This is a genomic window from Paenibacillus borealis (assembly GCF_000758665.1).
In the GTDB taxonomy this organism is placed as follows: domain Bacteria; phylum Bacillota; class Bacilli; order Paenibacillales; family Paenibacillaceae; genus Paenibacillus_AQ; species Paenibacillus_AQ borealis.
This window is the reverse complement of sequence record NZ_CP009285.1, coordinates 5,288,501-5,308,724: the sequence shown is the minus strand read 5'-3', so window position 1 is coordinate 5,308,724 and position 20,224 is coordinate 5,288,501. Positions and strand designations below refer to the sequence as shown.

General features: G+C 50.8%; 25 protein-coding genes. 23 read left to right on the top strand and 2 right to left on the bottom strand.

Annotated features, from left to right (window positions below):
• The first annotated feature begins 56 nt into the window (after window positions 1-56).
• The 3 genes from PBOR_RS22565 to PBOR_RS22555 are packed head-to-tail and all read left to right on the top strand — an operon-like array spanning window position 57 to window position 1,863.
• Window positions 57-650, top strand: a complete 594-nt coding sequence (locus PBOR_RS22565; protein WP_042215573.1) for a CPBP family intramembrane glutamic endopeptidase — start codon at window positions 57-59, stop codon at window positions 648-650.
• On the top strand, window positions 647-1,024 hold the full coding sequence (locus tag PBOR_RS22560; RefSeq protein WP_042215571.1) for a hypothetical protein: 378 nt from the start codon (window positions 647-649) through the stop codon (window positions 1,022-1,024). The genes PBOR_RS22565 and PBOR_RS22560 overlap by 4 nt, the downstream gene beginning before the upstream one ends.
• Window positions 1,025-1,071: 47 nt before the next feature.
• Window positions 1,072-1,863, top strand: a complete 792-nt coding sequence (locus PBOR_RS22555; RefSeq protein ID WP_245647869.1) for a metallophosphoesterase — start codon at window positions 1,072-1,074, stop codon at window positions 1,861-1,863.
• Window positions 1,864-2,174: 311 nt separating this feature from the next.
• Here the strand turns inward: PBOR_RS22555 and PBOR_RS22550 are convergent, their stop codons facing one another.
• The gene (locus tag PBOR_RS22550; protein WP_245647867.1) at window positions 2,175-3,101 is read right to left on the bottom strand and encodes a polysaccharide deacetylase family protein; all 927 of its coding nucleotides are present in this window, start codon (window positions 3,099-3,101) and stop codon (window positions 2,175-2,177) included.
• A gap of 85 nt (window positions 3,102-3,186) precedes the next feature.
• Between PBOR_RS22550 and PBOR_RS22545 the strand changes: the two genes are divergently transcribed.
• From PBOR_RS22545 to prsW, 3 genes are all read left to right on the top strand, one after another.
• The gene (locus PBOR_RS22545) at window positions 3,187-3,558 is read left to right on the top strand and encodes a hypothetical protein (protein ID WP_042215567.1); all 372 of its coding nucleotides are present in this window, start codon (window positions 3,187-3,189) and stop codon (window positions 3,556-3,558) included.
• Between the two features lie 286 nt (window positions 3,559-3,844).
• Window positions 3,845-4,459 (top strand): genetic competence negative regulator, encoded by a 615-nt coding sequence (locus tag PBOR_RS22540; RefSeq protein WP_042215565.1) that lies wholly within the window; start codon window positions 3,845-3,847, stop codon window positions 4,457-4,459.
• A gap of 145 nt (window positions 4,460-4,604) precedes the next feature.
• Window positions 4,605-5,300, top strand: a complete 696-nt coding sequence (prsW, locus tag PBOR_RS22535; protein WP_039301765.1) for a glutamic-type intramembrane protease PrsW — start codon at window positions 4,605-4,607, stop codon at window positions 5,298-5,300.
• 126 nt (window positions 5,301-5,426) lie between these two features.
• Here prsW and PBOR_RS37760 read toward each other — a convergent pair whose 3' ends face one another.
• A complete protein-coding gene (locus tag PBOR_RS37760; RefSeq protein ID WP_218918851.1) occupies window positions 5,427-5,579 on the bottom strand; it encodes a hypothetical protein in 153 nt (50 codons plus the stop codon).
• An 89-nt stretch (window positions 5,580-5,668) separates the two neighbouring features.
• Between PBOR_RS37760 and ypeB the strand changes: the two genes are divergently transcribed.
• The 17 genes from ypeB (at window position 5,669) to PBOR_RS22450 (ending at window position 20,166) form a co-directional block, all read left to right on the top strand.
• Window positions 5,669-7,027 (top strand): germination protein YpeB, encoded by a 1,359-nt coding sequence (gene ypeB / locus PBOR_RS22530; protein ID WP_042215562.1) that lies wholly within the window; start codon window positions 5,669-5,671, stop codon window positions 7,025-7,027.
• A 186-nt stretch (window positions 7,028-7,213) separates the two neighbouring features.
• Window positions 7,214-7,867: a flagellar brake protein gene (locus PBOR_RS22525; RefSeq protein WP_174479827.1), complete on the top strand. Its 654-nt coding sequence runs from the start codon at window positions 7,214-7,216 to the stop codon at window positions 7,865-7,867.
• 212 nt (window positions 7,868-8,079) lie between these two features.
• On the top strand, window positions 8,080-8,790 hold the full coding sequence (gene cmk, locus PBOR_RS22520) for a (d)CMP kinase (RefSeq protein ID WP_042215558.1): 711 nt from the start codon (window positions 8,080-8,082) through the stop codon (window positions 8,788-8,790).
• Complete coding sequence (locus PBOR_RS22515; protein ID WP_042215556.1) at window positions 8,787-9,374, top strand: lysophospholipid acyltransferase family protein; 588 nt, start codon at window positions 8,787-8,789, stop codon at window positions 9,372-9,374. The genes cmk and PBOR_RS22515 overlap by 4 nt, the downstream gene beginning before the upstream one ends.
• 161 nt (window positions 9,375-9,535) lie before the next feature.
• Complete coding sequence (rpsA, locus tag PBOR_RS22510) at window positions 9,536-10,849, top strand: 30S ribosomal protein S1 (RefSeq protein WP_042215554.1); 1,314 nt, start codon at window positions 9,536-9,538, stop codon at window positions 10,847-10,849.
• Window positions 10,850-11,022: 173 nt separating this feature from the next.
• The gene (gene der / locus PBOR_RS22505) at window positions 11,023-12,348 is read left to right on the top strand and encodes a ribosome biogenesis GTPase Der (protein ID WP_042138631.1); all 1,326 of its coding nucleotides are present in this window, start codon (window positions 11,023-11,025) and stop codon (window positions 12,346-12,348) included.
• A 12-nt stretch (window positions 12,349-12,360) separates the two neighbouring features.
• On the top strand, window positions 12,361-12,978 hold the full coding sequence (plsY, locus tag PBOR_RS22500) for a glycerol-3-phosphate 1-O-acyltransferase PlsY (protein ID WP_042215553.1): 618 nt from the start codon (window positions 12,361-12,363) through the stop codon (window positions 12,976-12,978).
• A complete protein-coding gene (locus PBOR_RS22495) occupies window positions 12,971-14,011 on the top strand; it encodes an NAD(P)H-dependent glycerol-3-phosphate dehydrogenase (RefSeq protein WP_042215552.1) in 1,041 nt (346 codons plus the stop codon). The genes plsY and PBOR_RS22495 overlap by 8 nt, the downstream gene beginning before the upstream one ends.
• Before the next feature lie 66 nt (window positions 14,012-14,077).
• On the top strand, window positions 14,078-14,353 hold the full coding sequence (locus PBOR_RS22490) for a stage VI sporulation protein F (RefSeq protein ID WP_042215550.1): 276 nt from the start codon (window positions 14,078-14,080) through the stop codon (window positions 14,351-14,353).
• Window positions 14,354-14,545: 192 nt separating this feature from the next.
• A complete protein-coding gene (locus PBOR_RS22485; RefSeq protein WP_039301791.1) occupies window positions 14,546-14,725 on the top strand; it encodes a DUF2768 family protein in 180 nt (59 codons plus the stop codon).
• Window positions 14,726-14,772: 47 nt separating this feature from the next.
• On the top strand, window positions 14,773-15,423 hold the full coding sequence (locus tag PBOR_RS22480) for a hypothetical protein (RefSeq protein WP_157764098.1): 651 nt from the start codon (window positions 14,773-14,775) through the stop codon (window positions 15,421-15,423).
• A 25-nt stretch (window positions 15,424-15,448) separates the two neighbouring features.
• Entirely contained in the window at window positions 15,449-15,817 is a 369-nt protein-coding gene (locus PBOR_RS22475) for a 2Fe-2S iron-sulfur cluster-binding protein (RefSeq protein WP_042215546.1), read from the top strand.
• A 50-nt stretch (window positions 15,818-15,867) separates the two neighbouring features.
• Window positions 15,868-16,620, top strand: coding sequence for a YphF family lipoprotein (locus PBOR_RS22470; RefSeq protein ID WP_042215545.1), 753 nt, complete (start codon window positions 15,868-15,870; stop codon window positions 16,618-16,620).
• Between the two features lie 424 nt (window positions 16,621-17,044).
• The gene (gene spoIVA, locus PBOR_RS22465; RefSeq protein WP_039301803.1) at window positions 17,045-18,523 is read left to right on the top strand and encodes a stage IV sporulation protein A; all 1,479 of its coding nucleotides are present in this window, start codon (window positions 17,045-17,047) and stop codon (window positions 18,521-18,523) included.
• 364 nt (window positions 18,524-18,887) lie between these two features.
• Window positions 18,888-19,160, top strand: coding sequence for an HU family DNA-binding protein (locus PBOR_RS22460; RefSeq protein WP_019909963.1), 273 nt, complete (start codon window positions 18,888-18,890; stop codon window positions 19,158-19,160).
• A 110-nt stretch (window positions 19,161-19,270) separates the two neighbouring features.
• Entirely contained in the window at window positions 19,271-19,519 is a 249-nt protein-coding gene (gene mtrB, locus PBOR_RS22455; RefSeq protein WP_042215542.1) for a trp RNA-binding attenuation protein MtrB, read from the top strand.
• 107 nt (window positions 19,520-19,626) lie between these two features.
• The gene (locus PBOR_RS22450; RefSeq protein WP_042215539.1) at window positions 19,627-20,166 is read left to right on the top strand and encodes a hypothetical protein; all 540 of its coding nucleotides are present in this window, start codon (window positions 19,627-19,629) and stop codon (window positions 20,164-20,166) included.
• Window positions 20,167-20,224 lie beyond the last annotated feature (58 nt).

Below are 20,224 nucleotides of genomic sequence, written 5' to 3'. Positions count from 1 at the left end.
CCTTCGTATAGGGAAATTATCTTATGTAAAAATATTTATAGAACAGGCAGGTTACGATGAAAAAATTCAAATTAGGTGAAATCAAAATTAAAAAGGCCGATCCTCAGCAGTTAACAGACAAGCTGCTCTTGATCAATCTGTATATTACTCAAGGCCTTACTCTATTTATCGGTTTGATATGGATATTATTACAGAAGAGAAATCCTATTCACATATTAAATTTTCCGGAGAATGTACATTTTGTGTATTGGGGCCTTGGACTCGCAGCTGTTATGCTGGTTGTTGATTTCCTGCTGACCCATATTGTGCCTGAAGACAGCATGGATGACGGGGGGATTAATGAACTGCTGTTCGGCAACCGTCCTTTGTGGCATATCGTTGTCATTGCAGCGGTTGTTGCAGTATGCGAAGAGCTTCTGTTCCGCGGTGCCATACAGCATTCACTCGGACCGTATTGGACGAGTATTCTCTTCGCTGTGATTCATGTGCGCTATCTGCGCCACTGGATTCCAACCGGCTGGGTATTTCTCAGCAGTTACGGCCTTGGCTACATTTATATCCATTCCGGCAGTCTATGGGCCCCGATTCTGTGCCACTTCCTCATAGATTTGTTCTCCGGAATGGTGATTCGTTACAGGAGGACATCATGAGTGAAGAATTAAGCCGGGTAAGGTCCCGCCAGAAACAGTATAAGGGCGGAGGACAGTCTCCTGTCAAAGAAAAAAATGGAAATAGTACTTCCGATGCAGTTGCCGGACCGCCGGATGCTCCAGTAGTTGCACCTGGAATATTGTCCAGGAAGGTCCGCCATGCCGGACAGCAGGCCCAGAAGAAACCGAAGCATGAAGCAGAACAGCAGGAGGGGGAGGCAACGCCTTCCCGGGCGCAGAGTTATCCGTCCGAACGAATCCGTTTCAGTAAAATGTTCATTAACTCACTGATTGTCATATTTATAATGCTGCTTGCCTTTCTTTTGTTCTGGGGAATCAAGGGAGCGCCTCCGCTGCGGGAGTTATGGCAGTGATGCGGCTGCTGATTTTCTTGAGTGTATGTGCGGGAGCTGCAGGCATCATGGGTATAATCATGGTTGCCGCAGCCTTCAAAAAACGCATTATTGCCGAGGAAATAGTGCTGGACAGACTGCCGGCCGCTTTTGACGGCTTCCGTATTCTGTTCATTACCGATATTCACCGCCGCCGTCTTCCCGCGGCCATGCTGGCACCCCTGCGCGGGAAGGTGGATGCAGTCTTCCTGGGCGGCGATCTGACGGAGAAGGGCAGCCCGGCAGAGCGCCTGGCGGATAATATGAAGCTGACGGCCTCGCTGGAGGCGCCTGTCTACGCTGTGCATGGCAATCATGATTACCGGGCAAATATCTCGCTTGTCGATAATATCATCCGCGGCAGCGGAGCCAGACTGCTGCTGGATGAGAATGTGACTATCGGACGGTCCGGGTCCAAGGTTATCCTCACCGGTGTTGATTTCCCGCGAACTGGCGGCAAGAAGGCGTATTCAGCGCTGCCGCCAGTGGCAGCCGGGGATTCAGAGCTCCTGCGGATCATCCTTGTGCATGATCCGCTCTGGCTGTCCCGGCAGCAGGAAGTGCCCGCCGATCTTATTTTGGCTGGACACACACATGGCGGGCAAGTGGTGCTTCCCTTTATCGGAAGCAGGCATGGCGATGACTTTTACCGTCACTACAATGCCGGCAGGTACGAAATTCCCGGGTACGGGAATTCCGCACACCCGCTGAAGATGCTGATCAGCCGTGGCTTCGGCACTGCGCACTTACCGCTGCGCTGGGGCAGCCCGGCCGAGATGCATGTACTGACACTGCGCTGCATGCAGGATCAGCACTTATAAACCTGCGTTACCAGGAGCAGGCTCGGGACTATCCGGCGAAGCGAGGAAGGCTATGCCCTTGTGTAAGCCTTACGGCACGGTCTACTTCGCGCATGGAAAATGTGACGCTTGAGGTCGGTTGGCTTTCGCTTGCCGATCATATGTTAAAGCAAACCACGGTGGACCAAAAAAGCAAGGCAGCGATTCTCCAATAACAGGAAAATCGCTGCCTTACTGTTTTTTTACGGCTTCTTGAACAAATATGGGCTGTTTCTTTTGTTGAAAATGTACTTATGAGACAGCCTCTAACTATTTGAATTTTTCAGATAGACTTAACGCATTTTCAGCTCGATACTGCGCGGATCGACAACGCTATAGCCTTTGCCTTCAAGCGTAGTAAGCAGTGTATCCAGCGCCTCAACAGTCCAAGGCAGCTCGTGCATCAGAATGTTGCTGCCGGAATGCAGCTGGCTGGTAACATTCGTAATCAGCTTGTCCGTTTTATTGGCATCCTTTTCCTTCATCTCCCAGTCCAGCGAGCCGACGGACCAGGTCATATAGAGCAGGCCATTGTCAGCAGCAATCTTCTTGCCGACATCACCGCCTGCCCCGTGCGGCGGACGGAAGAACTGTGGGGTCTCACCGGTGACTTCTTTGACAATATTCTGCACATCTTCAATCTGTTTCTTTACTTCCACCTCGGATTTATCCTTCAGCACAATGTGATCCCAGCTGTGGTTCCCGATAATGCCTCCGCGGCTATGAATCAGCTCAAGCAGCTCGGGATGCTCCTTCACCCGGTAACCGTTGACGAAGAAAATGGCTTTGGCCTTGTGCTTGTCCAGCGTATCCATCAGCGGATTGATTAATTCCGCATCCTTGGGCCCGTCATCGAAGGTCAGCAGGACGACCTTTTTGTTTGTTGCGGCATCGTTCGGGATGATGTCGTAGTTTTTGTTCATATGGTACAGCACCGGTACTTCCTCTGAAGCTGCTGCCCCGGTTGGCTGAACTGTTGCTGTGACTGCAGCTGCAGGAGTTACGGCAGGTGTAGCCTGCGCAGCAGGAGATGCTCCGGCAGAACTGTCCGGCTGAGCCGAAGCGGAGGCCGGCTGCCCTGTGGCAGGCTGTATTGTAGCCGGAGGCTGCGATTCATTCCCCGCAGCAGTGCTGCCTGTATTTCCGTCATTGTTGCTGCAGGCTGACAGCAGAAAAGCAGCCAGGAGCAGCAGTGTTGTCGCTTTACCCACTTTTTTCATCTCGCTTTCTTGTTGTTTGGCTGTATGAGCCGGAATCTTTCCGCGAACACTAAGCATGATTTTACCATACAAGGAGGTTAGAGATATGAATACTTCGTCATTTCTATGCGGAGTGGTGATGGGTGCGGCCGCCAGTATGATTATGTCCAAAAAACGCAGCGCCATGATGTCTTCACTGCTTCATACGGCCGGTTCTTCAGGAAATGCCGGTGAGAAAGCCAAGGACAAAATTATGGGAATGGCTATGACCGGCTTCGGAAGTACCGCTGAGGGCAGCAGCCATGATAACGGCTCTCATGCATCCGGCAGCAGCGAACACAAACATGAGGATTCTCCGGTGAAGTCCAAAGAGTCCAACCTGAATATGCTGAAAGACTTCATCCGCAGCAATCCCGATGTGAAGCATGAAGTAGAACAGATTCTTAAGGATACACATACAGCCATACCGGGATTGTAACCGGAACAGGCCGCTTCAGAATCATTTTGGAGACTCCAAAGTCGCCGGAATGGTTCTTTTTTTTAGCCTGGAGGAGGTTTGTAATACATGCATGTGCATACACCCAATAGGCGGCTAAGCCGTGCTTTGCAGATATTGGGCAGTAAATTGGGCCTTTTCTATATTTATTTACGTGCATTTGTAGCGTCAAAATGATAACATACATACATAGTAACCATTTTTGGCTCATTACTCGGGACTCATCATACATTAATACTAAATGAGCTTGCAAAAGGAGGATCCTGTCATGAGAATAGAGCGATTAAGTCAAGATAAGATACGGATTTTCCTCACTTTTGACGACCTGAGCGAGCGGGGCATCCAGAAGGAAGACATGTGGCAGGAAGTTCCCAAGGTGCACGACCTCTTTACGGAAATGATGGATCAGGCGTACAGTGAACTTGGTTTTGACGCTACAGGTCCGCTTGCCGTGGAAGTGTTCGCATTGCCCGCGCAAGGCATGGTCGTTATTGTGACCCGGGGGAAATATGATCACCATTCGTACGGTGGTTCCGGGGAAGATGAATTGCCTGAAGAGATTTACGAGATGGAAGTTACTCTTGAACAAAGCGACTCCATTGTATATGCATTCCGCGATTTTGAGGTTCTGGTTGAAGCGGCCCATGTGCTCATCGGCAATATTACTTCTCAAGGACAGCTGTATTCTTATAATGATAAATGGTATCTCTACTTTGATCCGAAGGAATTTGAAGAAGCGGCATTATCGGGTCTTGTAGGCGTGCTTGCGGAGTTCGGTGATTCTTCTCCGGTTACCCAGGCTGTACTGGCTGAATACGGCAAAACAGTGATGGCGGAGAACGCAATCCAGACATTGTGCACTCATTTTAAACGCCAGGAATAAAGCAGGTAAGGGCAAGGAAGCACCCGCTTAATTGCTCTTACTGAGGTTTACTAACGGGAGACGGCCGATCTTGAGGACGGGCAGTAGTTCAGCCCTGTATTGAAATTCAGGAGATACTAGTTTTTAGGCGCGGGGAGGCTATTCGGTGCTTTTGTTATCGGTCATTTCGTCAGCAGTGGCACCGGGACTTGCGCTGCTGACTTTTTTCTATCTGAAAGACAAGTATGATCAGGAGCCGCTCCATATGGTGCTGAAGGTGTTCCTGCTCGGCCTGATTATCGTTCTGCCGGTGATGATCATCCAGAGAGGTCTTGTGCTTGGTCTGGACGGCGGCCCTTATGTAGATTCGTTTCTGATCTCCTCCGGCGTGGAGGAAGGTCTGAAGTGGTTTGTGCTGTACCATATGATTTACAATCATACCGAATTTGACGAGCCCTATGATGGAATACTATACGCCGTAGCGATTTCGCTCGGCTTCGCAACGATAGAGAATGTAATGTATGCCTGGTACAGCAATGCTTCAATCGGTTCAATGGTCATGAGGGCGCTGCTTCCGGTATCCGGCCATGCCATGTTTGGCGTGATTATGGGTTACCATATGGGAAGGGCCAAGTTTTCAAAAGGAGTCAAGACCAGGGGGATTCTGCTTATTTCCCTGCTGCTGCCTTGGCTCTGGCACGGGATCTATGATTTTATACTGACAACTACGGCAAACTATTGGATCTGGTTCATCGTGCCCCTGATGGCTGTTTTATGGTACGGAGGGATGGGCAAGGTGGCGCGGGCCAACAGCCGCTCCCCGTTTCGTTTTTTGAAGCGGGAGGAAGAGGTTAACCTATAAAAGAGATGGACACACTTAATCCTACAGGGCAGTTCCTTATGCAAGGAATTCCAGAGAGGAGAGGGGTGTCTTTTTTTGCGTGTAAAAGTTCGGATCGTCTGCAAACAGTGCGGAGAAACTTACATATTAAGAGGAAGCAAGGAACAGGGGATCATCCAGACCGGCTTCAAGCAGTGCTTGTGCAGCAGTGTCAGCGGCTTCGACATCGAAGAACGGGCATGACAAGCCGTTTCTTGAGCTAAGTCCCCACATTGTGTTGGGATTATGGGAAGTATTCACTTCCTTTAATGGGTCTTCCGGGTGCATAAGACTTCTCAGTTATTGTCAAACTAACGGCAATAAGCTAATGAAGGGAGTTTTGCGGACCTATGTACAAAAGATTAAGTGCCATAATGTTCCCGCTTACCGCACTCTTGCTGCTTGGAGCGCTGGTCTGGGGGTATCAGGAGAACCAGGAGAAGAATTCGATTCTGATCAAAGCGGAGAATCAATATCAGCGTGCGTTCCATGATCTGTCCTATCATGTGGAGCGGCTTCATGGAGAGCTGGGTAATACGCTGGCGGTCAACACCACCTCCAATGGAATGCACCGCAAAGGTCTGGTGAATGTATGGCGGATTACGAGCGAGGCGCAGAACGAGATCAACCAGCTGCCGCTTACGCTGCTGCCGTTCAGTGAGACGGAAGAATTTCTCTCAAAGATCTCCAATTTCTCCTATAAGGCAGCGGTACGGGATTTCACCAAGCAGCCGCTGACAGAAGGGGAAATGGCCAACCTGAAGACACTCTATGCCAATTCGGCTGAGATTTCCAAGGATCTGCAGGATGTCCAGAACAAAGTCATTAGCAACCGGCTGCGCTGGATGGATGTCGAAACGGCATTGGCTACAGAGGAGAAAGCAGAAGACAATACGATCATTGACGGGTTCAAAACGGTCGACAAGCGGGTTGCTGCCTATCCTGAGCTGGACTATGGCCCTTCGGTAGCAAGTATATATGATAAGCGTTCTGTCAAGAAGCTGGGCGGCAAGCCCGTCACAGCAGAGCAGGTCAAAGCCAAGGCGCTAAAATTTGCCGGGTTGGGCGGGAATGCAAAAGTGAAGATCCAGGAAAATGGTAAGGGGACCGAATGGGCATCCTACACAGCAACTATTACCTCGGCAGACCACAAAGAGCCGGTCACCATGGATTTCACGGCAGAAGGCGGATTGTTGATCTCCTACAACGACAACCGAGAAGTGGGTCCGGCCAAGGTGTCGATGAAGCAGGCTGTGGAGAAGGCGGGCAAGTTTCTGGAGAAGAAGGGATATCCCGGCATGACTGCAGTCAGTGCTGACAGATACGATAACCTGGGCAATTTGACCTTCGTTACGAGCCAGGACGGCGTGCTGATCTATCCGGAGAAGATGTCGGTGCGGGTCGGACTGGATACGGGGGAAGCAACCGGATTTCAGGCCAGCGATTATGTGCATGAGCATAAGGAAAAACGTGAGATTCCTAAGCCGCAGCTGTCCCTGGCCGAAGTCAGAGCCAAGCTGAACCCGGAGTTCAAAGAATTGTATAACAGGCTGGCCTGGATTGAGAATGAAGATGCCGAAGAACTGCTGACGTATGAATTCGGAGGCAAAATCAACGGCTCACAGTTCCGGATCTATCTGAATGCTGCAGACGGGAATGAGGAATCGGTTGAGCAGGTCCGTACCTCCTCAGGAGCGCAGGACAAATAACCGGAGATTCCAGCAGAATAAGCTTAATCTTTAGGAAAGGCGTATTTCCGAAACCGGAAAGCGCCTTTTTTGCCGGGCGTGTACCGGTATTCATTCCCGTGGCTTAATAATATTTCTGACCGGGCATGAAAGGCCATGCTATAATCGGGTTAGCATTAATTACTAACTCAAGCGGCGGTGACAGGTTTGTATCCCAAAATCAACGAATATTTATACCTACAGGTTGCTTCCAGCGATGCAGCGGAGTCAGAGATCGAATACCGGGCAAGAATTGCTGACATGGAGGATGAGACTTTCCTGATAGAAATCCCCATGCAGGAGAGTAACGGGCGGCTGAAAAAATTGTTTGTCGGTGATGAGCTGTCTGTTTATTTTCTTACAGAAGGCGGAATTAAGAATTATTTCAATACTCATGTGATTGGCTTCAAGGAAGAGGTCATCCGGATGGTGCGGCTGCGCAAGCCTGCTGTAGAATCCATCTTCAAAATCCAGCGCCGCAGCTTTTTCCGCGTCAATGCCGAGCTGGAGCTTGCCGTTAAGGACTCCTTGGGCAGCCGTTTTCTGGTGCGGACTGAGGATATCGGCGGCGGCGGAACCTCGTTTCTCAGCGATGCCAAAATTGCACTGAAGGTAGGAGATAAGCTTGCCTGCTGGCTGCTGGTATCGTACCGCAACGGCAGCACGGAGCATGTTAATTTCGAGGGTGAGATTGTGCGGATCAAGAAGCTGGAAACCGGACGTAATCTGGTTATGGTAAAATTTTCGGCAATATCCGATTCGGAACGCCAAAAAATAATCCGTTACTGTTTTGAACGCCAATTTGATTTCCGTAACCGTTGATAGGACTGTGCAGGAATCCCAAAAAGGCATCAATATAAGCTTTTTTTCTCCGTAAAAACCTCCGGGTCATTTTGCACTGAGGTATAAACTGTGGTATAATTTTATAAGTCGCAGGCAATGCCTGCTTTTTTCTTGATAATATCAGCAAGTCCCTAGAGAGATATGCCGATAGGCATATTTCCTGCGGAGAGTGTTTGAGGAGGAATGCCCCGTTGGACAGGCAGGGGACACATACTTACGACAGAATTAACGTCGCCATCGACGGACCTGCCGGGGCAGGCAAGAGTACTGTAGCCCGATTGGTAGCACGGGAGTTGTCTTACATTTATGTGGACACGGGTGCGATGTACCGGGCAATCACCTGGTATATGATTCGTGAAGGCATATCTGCGGAGGAACATGAACTGGTGGATCAGATCGTCCAGGGCATGAATATTGATCTTCTTCCGGAGAAAGACGTGCAGAAAGTGTTGATTAATGGGGAAGACATGACCCCGCATATCCGGAGTCTTCAGGTCAGCGGCCAAGTGTCGCAGTATTCGAAGATCGAGGGTGTCAGATCCAGACTCAGTCAATTGCAGCGCCAGATGGCGCTCCGCAAGGGAGTCGTAATGGATGGCCGGGATATCGGTACGACCGTGCTGCCGGATGCCGAAGTGAAGATTTTCATGACGGCAAGTGTGGAGGAGCGTGCTCTCCGTCGTTACAAGGAACTGAAGGATACGGAAACAGTGACTCTCCAGCAGCTTGAACATGATATTGCAGCGCGGGACCGTCTTGATGAGGGCCGTGAGATTTCACCGCTGCGCCGTGCCGAAGACGCTGTTCTTCTGGATACGACCCATATGGATATCAGTCAGGCCGTGGAAGCCATCGTCTCCCACTGCAGAACTTATGTTGACGGGGAGAGAAATCATCTATGATTTATGCAATTTGCTGTGGATTGCTTCGCTTGATTTATGCCATACTGTTCCCGCTTAAGATTGTGGGAAGAGAAAATGTGCCAAAGGAGGGCGGAGTCCTGCTCTGCGCAAATCACATCAGCCTGCTCGATCCGATGACGATTGGTATTAAGCTGAAACGACAGGTCAAATACATGGCCAAGGCGGAGCTCTTTAATGTTCCTGTACTAGGCTGGCTCATTAAGCAACTGGGCGCTTTTCCTGTCAAACGTGGAGGCGTAAGCAAAGAATCCATAAAAACGTCCCTTAATACGCTTCGCAGCGGAAATGTTATGGGCATCTTTCCGGAAGGAACGCGCAACTCTGACTCCGGTGCAGCTAAGAAAGGCGCAGCAAGTTTTGCCCTTCGCAGCGGCGCTGCCGTTGTACCTGCAGCCATTATCGGATCTTACAAGCCCTTTCGCCGGATGACTGTTGTTTACGGGGCTCCCATAGATCTCAGTTCGTTTGAAGGTACGGGAAGTGAATCTCTGGAGGCGGTAACCGATGTTATCATGGGGCGTATCCACGAGATGATCCGAACAGGCAAGCCCAGTGCACGCTAAACCGGGGCACCGTGCAGCTGCTTCTGCGAATGCAGATGATTAACAGCATAACCGTTATTTTTTGGAACATACTAACGTATAAAGTGCAAGTGATGATTGTTTTGAACTCTGCTATGCGCGGGTTTAAATAAATGGGGTTTTGAATCGAGGAGGGTAATCACATGTCTGAAGAAATCAAAAATCAAGAAGCTGCGGATAACGTTGAGAACAACGATACCGTGGAAGAAACAGAAGCTGTGGAATCCGCAGAAGCTGTTACGGGTACCGAAGAAGAAGTGACAAGCCAAGAAGGCCTGGAAATCATTTCTTTGAAAAAAGGCGATACCGTGAAAGGAACGATCGTCAAAATCGAAGATAACCAAGCTTATGTAAGCATTGGATATAAATACGACGGCGTAATTCCTATTCGCGAATTGTCTTCCGTACAACTGGACAATGCCGCAGCAGCGGTAGAAGTCGGACAAGAAGTGGAATGCAAGGTTGTCAGCATCAACGACAACAAGGAAAGCCTGGTGCTTTCCAAACGTGCAATCGACAGCGAAAAATCATGGGAAGATCTTGAGAAATACTTCGCTTCCCAGGAATCCTTCGAAGTTACTGTGGCTGACGTTGTCAAAGGCGGCCTCGTGGCTGATGTTGGCGCGCGCGGATTCATTCCGGCTTCCATGGTTGAGCGTCACTTCGTTGAAGATTTCAGCGACTACAAAGGCCGCACATTGCGTGTGAAAGTGAAAGAACTTGACCGTGAGAACAGCAAGGTTATTCTTTCCGCCAAAGAAGTTCTGGAAGAAGAATTCGAAGCTAACAAACAGAAGATCATGGCTGAGCTGTCCGAAGGACAAATCATCGAAGGTACTGTACAACGTCTGACCCAATTCGGCGCATTTGTTGATGTAGGCGGCGTTGATGGTCTGGTTCACGTTTCCGAGATCGCCTGGAACCACGTTGAGAAGCCATCTGATGTAGTATCCGAAGGTGATAAGGTTCGCGTTAAAGTACTTAAGGTTGATCCTGAAAAAGGCAAAATCAGCCTCAGCATCAAAGCCGCTGCGCCAGGTCCTTGGGATTCCGCAGCCGGCCAAATCAACATCGGCGATGTAGTTACAGGCGAAGTTAAACGCCTTGTAAACTTCGGCGCATTCGTTGAACTGCTTCCAGGCGTTGAAGGCCTTGTGCACATTTCCCAGATCTCCCACAAGCACATCGGTACTCCGCATGAAGTGCTCAAAGAAGGACAGGAAGTACAAGTGAAAGTGCTTGACTTCAACCCATCCGAGAAGCGCGTAAGCCTCAGCATCAAGGAAACCGAAGAAGCTCCGGCTCCTACGGCTAGACCTGAACGCAGCAACAGCAGAGACAGAGCGCCAAAAGAAGTGCTGAACAATCCTAACGTATCGCTCAGCAATGAAGGCCTCAGCTTCACACTGGCTGAACGTTTCGGCGATAAGCTGGACAAATTCAAGGGTAACAACTAATCCCTTTGTTATTTCATCATAACGGGTAAAGTAATCGGCGAGCCCTCGATACGAGGGTTCGCCGATTGTGTTTTACAGGCAGGTACGGAGCGGCAGAACAGTTGTAAGACTGTTAGCCAATTGTATTGTTTTTTGCTATGATGAGTAACGTAAGGAAGACAGGAGGAATGAATATGGCAAGACCCGTTGTGGCCATCGTTGGCAGGCCTAACGTCGGTAAATCGACGATTTTTAACAGGCTGATTGGCGATAGACTGGCCATTGTAGAAGATAAACCGGGGATTACACGTGACCGGATATATGGAGTTTCCGATTGGAACGGCAAATCCTTCAGTGTGATTGATACCGGTGGGATTGAGATTGACGGTGAAGACGCCATTCTGAAGTCGATCCGCGTTCAGGCGGAGCTGGCCATTGAAGAAGCGGATGTCATCGTCTTTATGTGCGAGGCGAAGAGCGGACTTACGAGTTCGGATGAAGAAGTAGCACAGATTCTTTTCCGTTCCGGCAAGCCGATCGTACTGGCTATTAATAAAGTGGATAACATGAAGCGTACCGAGGATATTTATGAATTCTACAGCCTTGGAATTGGCGACCCGATCGGAATATCAGGAAGCCACGGAACCGGAATCGGAGATCTGCTGGATGCGGTTGTTGAACGTCTGCCTGATAAAACCGATGAGGAATATGACGATGATGTCATTCGTGTAGCTTTGATCGGCCGTCCGAATGTAGGTAAATCCTCGCTGGTGAATGCTATTCTTGGCGAAGAACGTGTAATTGTCAGCGATGTTGCGGGTACTACACGCGACGCGATTGATACGCCGTTTGAACGGGATGGCCAGCGTTATGTGCTTATTGATACTGCGGGCATGCGCAAACGCGGCAAGGTCTATGAAAATACGGAAAAATACAGCGTTATGAGAGCCATGAAGGCTATTGAGCGCGCTGATGTTGTGCTGGTCGTGATCAACGGGGAAGAGGGCATTATCGATCAGGACAAGCATATTGCCGGTTATGCCCATGATGCGGGCAAAGCCTCTATCTTTGTCGTCAACAAATGGGATGCCATTGAGAAAGACGACAAGACGATGCAGAATTTCGAACGCAATATCCGTGATCACTTCCTGTTCATGAGCTATGCGCCAGTAGTGTTCCTGTCTGCGCTTACCAAACAGCGCCTGCAGAAGCTGCTGCCGGTCGTGCAGCATGTCGCACAACAGCATGCTCTCCGGATTACCACGCATCTGGTGAACGATGTGGTATCCGATGCAGTAGCGATCAATCCTCCTCCAACAGACAAAGGACGCCGTCTGCGCATCAATTATGTAACCCAGGTTGCTACGAAGCCGCCGACAATCGTGGTATTCGTCAATGATCCTTCGCTGATGCACTTCTCCTATGAGCGTTATCTGGAGAACAAGCTGCGCGCGGCATTCAATTTCGAAGGCACACCGATCCGTCTCTTTACACGGCGCAAATCCGAAAACGAAGGTTAGGGGAGAAGAGTAGTGGCGTTTGAACTTCTGGTTATCGTTGTAAGCTATTTGCTTGGCTCTATCAGCTTCAGTGTATTGCTCGCCCGGCTGCTTAAAGGCATCGATATCCGCCAATATGGAAGCGGCAATGCGGGGGCAACGAATACACTGCGCGTGATGGGGAAGGGACCGGCCATACTGGTGCTGTTTCTGGACGTACTGAAGGGAATTGCCGCAGTCTGGCTTGGAACATGGGCCGGCGGCTGGGGAACCTGGATTGCAGTGGGCTGTGGTATCGCTGCCATCATCGGGCATAATTGGCCGCTCTATTTTCACTTTCGCGGAGGGAAAGGCATTGCAACGACAATTGGCGTAATGGCTACGCTTGTATTTTGGCCTGCGTTGATTGCGGGTATCATTGCTATTCTTGCAATCGTTCTGACCCGCTATGTATCGCTGGGCTCGCTGATCTTCGTGGCACTGACTCCGGTATTCCTGCTGTTTACCGGGTTCACAGCGCCTGAGCTGTGGGGCAGCCTGATTATCGCGCTGTTCGCGTTCTGGCGTCACCGCAGTAACATACTTAAGATTTCACAGGGCCGTGAGAACAAAATCGGCTCTAAAGTTAAGGAGGCGAATCGCGTTGTCTGATAAAGTAACCGTGCTGGTCGCGGGCAGTTGGGGAACTGCGCTGGCCACTGTGCTGGCGGCTAACCACTCGGAGGTTTATCTGTGGACGCGAAAGCCGGAACAAGCTGCCGAGATTAATGAAGCCCATACGAATCATCATTTTCTGCCGGGAATCACTCTTCCTGCGAACATTATTGCCACTACGGATATGGAAACGGCTGTTTCCGGTTCGAAGGCGGTAGTTATTGTTGCGCCTTCTTCCGGAATGCGCCAGGTTGCGCACAGCCTGAAGCCCTTCTGGAAGGAAGACATGCTCTGTATTCATGCTACGAAGGGCTTTGAGACGGAGAGCATGAAGCGTATGTCGACAGTGATCTCAGAAGAGCTCGGCTGCAAGGAAAGCCAGGTCGTTGTCCTCTCGGGCCCGAGTCACGCTGAGGAAGTGGTGCGGCTCTGTCCGACCACCGTTGTGGTGGCTTCACCTGAGGACAGCCGTGCCGCTGCTGCACAAGGGCTGTTCATTAACAATGACTTCCGGGTATATACCAACCGCGACCAGGTCGGCGTAGAGCTGGCCGGCGCGTTGAAGAATATTATCGCGCTGGGTGCAGGGCTGTCCGACGGCCTGGGCTTCGGTGACAATGCCAAAGCGGCACTTCTAACCCGCGGCTTGGCCGAGATTTCCCGTGTGGGCGTAGAGCTGGGCGCCAATCCGTTGACGTTCTCCGGCCTTGCCGGACTCGGTGACCTTGTCGTGACGGCGACCAGCCAGCACAGCCGCAACTGGCGTGCCGGTTCCATGCTGGGCCAGGGCAAGCCGCTGGCAGAGGTCCTGGAGTCCATGGGCATGGTGGTGGAAGGCATCCGGACAACGGAAGCTGCATATGCGATTTCGCTTAAATTGGGCGTGCAGATGCCGATTACCGACCAGATTTATCACGTGCTGTTTAAGGGAAGAACACCGCGTAATGCAGTGGAAGCCTTGATGGGCCGTGACCGCAAGACGGAGATGGAGGCCATTTCACAGGAAACCTGGGAGCAGTGGCATTCCTGATCACGTTCACCTTTTGCCGGAATACCTCATATGTTGTTATGGGGATTGACGGAGGAGGGATGAATAGTGAGCAGAGATTTTTCCAAGGATGCATTGAACGCCATCAACAAGAAGGCGGGCAAGAACATTACGGAGGGTGCCATCAAGAAGCTGGCCAGTACGGTCAAGCCGGGTACTACGCAGAATGAAGCCCAGCTCCGCCAGTTAATTAAGCAGGTGTCGGCAATGGCCAAAGTGCCGGTCAGTGAAGCTACCGTACAGGAAATTATCAATGCAGTCAAAAAAGGCGGCGCGGGTTCCGGTTCGATGGAGTCTTTAATGAAAATGCTGCTGAAAAAATAGCATATCTCGCAGAAAAGGGCCAACCCTTCAGGGCCGGCAAATTCCTTTTCTACTTGCGTAGGGCAAAAACTCCGGAATCTATCCAGATTCTGAGGTTTTTGCTCTTTTTTTATAAAAATAGACTTATAAAATCTAAGGTTTCACGCTATAATAGTCGCAATCCGGGTATAGTGAAATGGAGGCGCATGAACCATGGATCCGATGACGAAAATGTGGCTGTCTCTGATTGCGGTACTGATTATGGGGTTATCGGTTTTTTTGATTACATTTGCACGCAGCAGGACCAAAGGCTGGCTTAGAGGCGTATTATCCGTACTTGCTTTTGTGATTATGCTGATCGGGATATTAGGCGGAGCCGCTTCAATTATGTAAGCATTTACAATGCACTCAGACAGACGTATTTCTGACAGAATCGATAGATGATTTTACAGGAATGGGGCGTGTGCAGATCGATGAGCGGTTCAGGAATTCCCTATGCACTGGAGATTGCGCTCTGCAGCATAGTGGAAGAGTTAGAATTCTATGGGCTGGGCAACCCGCCTGTATGGCTTTTGGGAGGAAGCTGCGGGCTGCTGCTGCATGGGGCCCGGCTGGCTGCACCACCGCGTGATATTGATATCTATTGCGACCTGGAGGATACTTGGCGTCTTCATCAATCGCTGCTCCGTTATGCGGTCAGTCCGCCGGAAGAGGATTTCAGCGGGAGCTGTTATTCTCTGCGCAGTCTCTATTTCATGGGGGAGGCAAAGGCGGAGCTGGTTGGCGGATTCAGAATGGGCAGCAGCGATTTGCACTATTCGGTGGATGTCGGCATGCTGCAGCAATACGCCCCTGTACGCAACTTCGAAGGGATTGGCCTTGTGCGCCTGATGCCGGCTGTTCATGAGCTGATTTTTAATCTGCTGCGGGGCAGGGACGAGCGCTGCCATGCCATAGCGGATCTGATCAAACAGGATTTGGACACCCATCTGCCGCTGCTGTATCAGCTCATTCAAGGGAATCACCTGGAAGATCATCTGCAGACGAATTTGGAGGCATTGCTGGGGATACCTGCATCCATACAGATTTAACCTGAACTAAGGAAGGAACAACATCATGGCACCTCATAATAAAATAAATGTCGCTTTCCTGCCCGGCACCCGGCGCGTCTCGGTGGGGTATGGCGTATCGTTGCTGGAGGCCGTACGCAAAGCCGGAATCGTACTGCCTACGCGCTGCGGCGGCAAAGCCGGCTGTCTAATGTGCAAAGTGTCTATAGATCCGGGAGATTCGACAGCGCTGAGACCTCCGGCAGAGGCGGAGAGACGCAAGCTGGGCAGCCTGCTGGATGAAGGCGTCCGTCTGGCCTGCCAGGCCGCCGTTTGGGATGATGTGAGCGTGCACATTCCCGAGGACCCGCTTAAGGCGGCCGTACGCCGCAGACTGGAAGCTGCGCGCCGTGGAGAAGCAGAGGATTTATGGTGACCGGGAAGGCTTAGCGGATAACAGAGAGAGGGGGCGTATTTATCAACTTCATGTATGAGGTGAAACTCAGGCAATTGCTGGGAAGAGCAGCGCTGCTGCTCTGGGTCGTTCTGCTGCTATTGCCGCTTGGCGGCTGCATGTATCCCGGAGATTCGGATCAGCAGCAGCCCGGTAGCGGATACCGTGAGAGTGTAAAGCGGGTGCAGGCAGCGGTAGATGACTATCAGGAGCAGGAGGGCCTGCTTCCGATCAAGACCAGCGATGAAGCTACGCCAAGATATGAGAAATTCGTGGTCGATCTGAATAAGCTGCAGCAGGAGGGATACCTGGATGAACTGCCGGCAGCGTCTTTCGAGAAAGGCGGCAGCGCGTATTTTCTGATTCTGGACGAAGAAAGTGACCCTCAGGTTAAGCTGATGGACCTGGTGACCGTGCAGAAGGTTAATGATGTCCAGCGCAAGGTTAACCTCTACAAGTCTGCGCACGGGGGAGTACTGCCGGTTGAAGAAGAGGTGTATCCGGGCCTCTCTTCGATTGATGCCAAGAAGGCAGGAACAGCGTCTATTAAACTTGACAGTGTATATTCCGGCCAACTGTTGCGGTTCCTTATGGACAAGGACGGAACCGTATATGCCGACTACGGCGCGGATATCAGCTCAGCTATAGATAAGAATGGCGGAACGCCAGAGGCGGACCGCGACCTGCGTCTGGAGCTCGAGCAGGCATCGTATTACGTGCCCGTTAAGTCCTTGCCTTATATGTGGGTTGACGGCCAGGCGGTTCCGCAGGCTCCGGTAGAATAGAGGCTTTAGATGCAGCACCGGATTATCATTCCGGTGTTTTTTTGTATTTGTAAGGATTAATTACAAACCCTGCAGTTAAAGTGGTTCTAGGCGAAAACCCGGCCTCATAGGATTGATGAGAAGACTTCCGGGCGTCGTGACGCATTGGCGTGCTAGAGCGGGCATACAAAATTTCAGCTGCAAAATGCACGGACGAGGGTCATAAATCCGTTCTGGATACATATGATGATACTAGTCCAAATGCATGTCCGAGCATTCGGAGTTTAGCGCGGGGCAACATGTTCCGCCTCAGGCAGTAGCTAGGCTTCGGGCGGGCAAAGCTTAGTCCGGTGGTTGTCCTGCAAGGGTCAGTTTGCCGGCGGAACGCGAAGTCGATGCTCTTCAGGCATTTTTTCTTCGGAGTAATATGAGGAGGGGATCTCTTTTGGAAAAAGTGGATATTTTCAAGGACATTGCCGAGCGTACCGGCGGAGACATTTATCTCGGCGTCGTCGGCGCGGTTCGCACGGGGAAATCGACATTCATCAAACGGTTCATGGAAACGATTGTTCTTCCGAACATCACAAGTGAAGCGGACCGGGTAAGAGCGGTGGATGAACTGCCGCAAAGTGCGGCAGGCAAAACAATTATGACTACTGAGCCTAAATTTGTACCGAATAATGCGGTGCAGATCAAGGTAGCGGAAGGTCTGGAAGTCAATGTCCGGCTGGTCGATTGTGTAGGTTATGCGGTAGAAGGTGCGAAAGGCTATGAGGATGAGAATGGTCCGCGTATGATCTCAACACCTTGGTTTGAGGAGCCGATTCCGTTCCAGGAAGCGGCTGAGATCGGCACACGCAAAGTGATTCAGGAACATTCCACACTCGGTGTGGTAGTGACAACCGACGGCACCATCGCTGAGATTCCCCGGAACTCATATGTAGATTCCGAGGAGCGCGTCATCGCTGAGCTGAAGGAGGTTGGCAAGCCGTTTGTGCTTGTCATTAACTCCACCCGCCCGCGCAGCGAGGAAGCACAGCAGCTGCGCAACGAGCTCGCACTCAAATATGATATACCGGTAATGACACTCAGCGCCGCCAATATGACGGAAGATGATGTGACCGGAGTCCTCCGTGAAGTGCTGTATGAATTCCCGGTACATGAAGTCAATGTCAATCTGCCTAGCTGGGTAATGGTGCTGGGCGAGAATCACTGGCTGCGCAGCAGCTACGAGAATTCCGTCCGTGATACGGTGAAGGATATCCGCCGCCTGCGGGATGTAGACCGGCTGGTCTCCCAGTTTACTGAATATGATTTCATCGACAGGGCAGGTCTTAGCGGCATGAATATGGGCCAGGGGGTAGCCGAGATCGACCTGTATGCGCCTGAAGAGCTGTATGACCAGGTTCTCATGGAAGTGGTCGGCGTAGAGATCCGCGGCAAAGATCATCTGCTCCAGCTGATGCAGGACTTCTCCCATGCCAAACGTGAGTATGACCGCTTCTCGGAAGCACTGGAAATGGTCAAAACTACGGGTTATGGCATCGCAGCTCCATCTCTGGCCGAGATGGCTCTGGATGAGCCTGAGCTGATCCGCCAGGGCTCCCGCTTCGGGGTCCGGCTGAAAGCCACAGCACCTTCGATCCATATGATCCGGGTTGATGTCGAATCTGAATTCTCGCCGATTATCGGCACAGAGAAGCAGAGTGAAGAGCTGGTGCGTTACCTGATGCAGGACTTCGAGAATGACCCGATCAAAATCTGGGAATCGGATATCTTCGGCCGCTCCCTGCATTCCATCGTACGCGAAGGCATCCAGGGCAAGATTGCCATGATGCCGGATAATGCCCGCTATAAGCTGCAGGAAACGCTGGGCCGGATTATCAACGAAGGTTCAGGCGGACTGATTGCCATAATTCTCTAAATTTAAGCAGGTACGAGATAAGAGCGGGAGCAATCCCGCTCTTTTGTGCTGCTGTTTTATTGGATTTGCCTGACAGTTTAGAAGAGAGTAAAAGGGGGATTCTCCCAGGGAAGACTCCGTTTTTACGGAATATTTGGTAGTAATAGACTGCGAGAAACCTAAAAAATGTGTGGAAACATGCTACTTTCTGCTCCTTTTTTGTATAACGCCTTGAAATTATGGGTGGGCTGTATTACTATAAGTTTGTTGCGCTTCTAGAAGAGAGGCACCAGTATCCAGTAATAAACGGGATTATCACGTATATTTTGCGTTGAAACGGAAACAGTGTATGATACCGGAAATTTGCCCAGGGAGGTGAGAACACATGAATAAATCAGATTTGATCAACGTAGTTACAGAAGCAACTGAACTTCCCAAGAAAGATGCTACTAAAGCGGTAGATGCCGTTTTCGAAGCTATCACAGGTGCACTGCAAAGCGGAGATAAAGTACAGCTGGTTGGATTCGGAAACTTTGAAGTGCGCGAACGTTCCGCACGTAAAGGCCGTAACCCGCAGACTGGTGAAGAAATCGAAATTCCTTCGAGCAAGGTACCGGCATTCAAACCCGGTAAAGCGCTGAAAGACGGAATCAAATAGAGATTTCTACATATCTATCCCATAGTCTTTGAATAACAACTATGCCGCCCTCCAAGGCGGCATTTGTTTTTTAGAAACTTAGGCTATCCCTATTTTAAGGAGGATCACAAATGACTGAGAAGAACAATGAAGTGAATCCTGCACCATCAGGCAGCGACTATATCGTAGTCAAAGCCAAAGAGAACGGTGTTCAGGTCATCGGGCTTACCCGGGGTCTGGATACACGGTTTCATCATACGGAGAAGCTTGATAAAGGCGAGGTCCTCATTGCCCAATTCACAGATCATACCTCAGCAATGAAAATCCGCGGTAAGGCTGAAATATGGAGCAAACACGGACAATTAGAGAGTGAAAGCTGAGAAGCAGGCATAGCCTGCTTTTTTTCAAAATATAACTAGATATAGGGCTGTCTGCGGATCAGTATAATCCTACTGTACAGCGGAAATTATGTGTAAGGGGGCTTGTCATGAACCGGAGCTGGCTGATCGGAACTGCCTTGCTGCTGACCGCGGCATCTACCATGCTGCTGCCTCAGCTAGCCGGCTTCGGGGCTGCGCCCCAAGGCAACTATGGTGCTGTTGAGACATTAAGCCGGGACGGCACCGTTCTGGCTGATGATAATCTGGTCGATCTCCTCGCGCAGATTCCCTTTACCCTGGTAATAGATAAGGCGGGCTGGGAAGACGAGGTGTTATCTCTGGATCTGAAAGTGACCGGCAATGACCATGAACCTCAGGAGCTGTATCAGAACATGGCGCTGGCGGTCGCTTTTGCCTTTCAGGAGACCGGCAATACCGATCAGCTGCTGCTCCGTGTGGTGGCAGAGGATAAATGGCTGGATACCCGCCGCCTGCTGCTGGCTGGTGATATCCGCCGGGCGGAATGGTCTCCCCGGCTGCAGGATGCGCTGCAGAATGCCGGCAATTCCCCGCTGCCGGATTCGCTGAAGAACGGCTTCCGCATTAGTGAAAGCGAGCTGTGGAAGAAGCAGTTCATTTATCCCTGAAGTGGGTAAAAGAAACTAGAAGGCTCCACCGTGCGTGACCAAAAAACATGTGATATAA

Bases quoted from the DNA above. Each gene is read 5' to 3' on its own strand.
- ypeB (WP_042215562.1), top strand. From the start codon at position 5,669: ATGTACAAAAGATTAAGTGCCATAATGTTCCCGCTTACCGCACTCTTG.
- mtrB (WP_042215542.1), top strand. From the start codon at position 19,271: ATGACTGAGAAGAACAATGAAGTGAATCCTGCACCATCAGGCAGCGAC.
- PBOR_RS22475 (WP_042215546.1), top strand. From the start codon at position 15,449: ATGGCACCTCATAATAAAATAAATGTCGCTTTCCTGCCCGGCACCCGG.
- PBOR_RS22460 (WP_019909963.1), top strand. From the start codon at position 18,888: ATGAATAAATCAGATTTGATCAACGTAGTTACAGAAGCAACTGAACTT.
- PBOR_RS22560 (WP_042215571.1), top strand. From the start codon at position 647: ATGAGTGAAGAATTAAGCCGGGTAAGGTCCCGCCAGAAACAGTATAAG.
- PBOR_RS22515 (WP_042215556.1), top strand. From the start codon at position 8,787: ATGATTTATGCAATTTGCTGTGGATTGCTTCGCTTGATTTATGCCATA.
- PBOR_RS22555 (WP_245647869.1), top strand. From the start codon at position 1,072: ATGGGTATAATCATGGTTGCCGCAGCCTTCAAAAAACGCATTATTGCC.
- PBOR_RS22545 (WP_042215567.1), top strand. From the start codon at position 3,187: ATGAATACTTCGTCATTTCTATGCGGAGTGGTGATGGGTGCGGCCGCC.
- PBOR_RS22470 (WP_042215545.1), top strand. From the start codon at position 15,868: ATGTATGAGGTGAAACTCAGGCAATTGCTGGGAAGAGCAGCGCTGCTG.
- PBOR_RS22485 (WP_039301791.1), top strand. From the start codon at position 14,546: ATGGATCCGATGACGAAAATGTGGCTGTCTCTGATTGCGGTACTGATT.
- PBOR_RS22540 (WP_042215565.1), top strand. From the start codon at position 3,845: ATGAGAATAGAGCGATTAAGTCAAGATAAGATACGGATTTTCCTCACT.
- rpsA (WP_042215554.1), top strand. From the start codon at position 9,536: ATGTCTGAAGAAATCAAAAATCAAGAAGCTGCGGATAACGTTGAGAAC.
- PBOR_RS22550 (WP_245647867.1), bottom strand. From the start codon at position 3,101: ATGAAAAAAGTGGGTAAAGCGACAACACTGCTGCTCCTGGCTGCTTTT.
- PBOR_RS22565 (WP_042215573.1), top strand. From the start codon at position 57: ATGAAAAAATTCAAATTAGGTGAAATCAAAATTAAAAAGGCCGATCCT.
- PBOR_RS22450 (WP_042215539.1), top strand. From the start codon at position 19,627: ATGAACCGGAGCTGGCTGATCGGAACTGCCTTGCTGCTGACCGCGGCA.
- der (WP_042138631.1), top strand. From the start codon at position 11,023: ATGGCAAGACCCGTTGTGGCCATCGTTGGCAGGCCTAACGTCGGTAAA.
- PBOR_RS22480 (WP_157764098.1), top strand. From the start codon at position 14,773: ATGATTTTACAGGAATGGGGCGTGTGCAGATCGATGAGCGGTTCAGGA.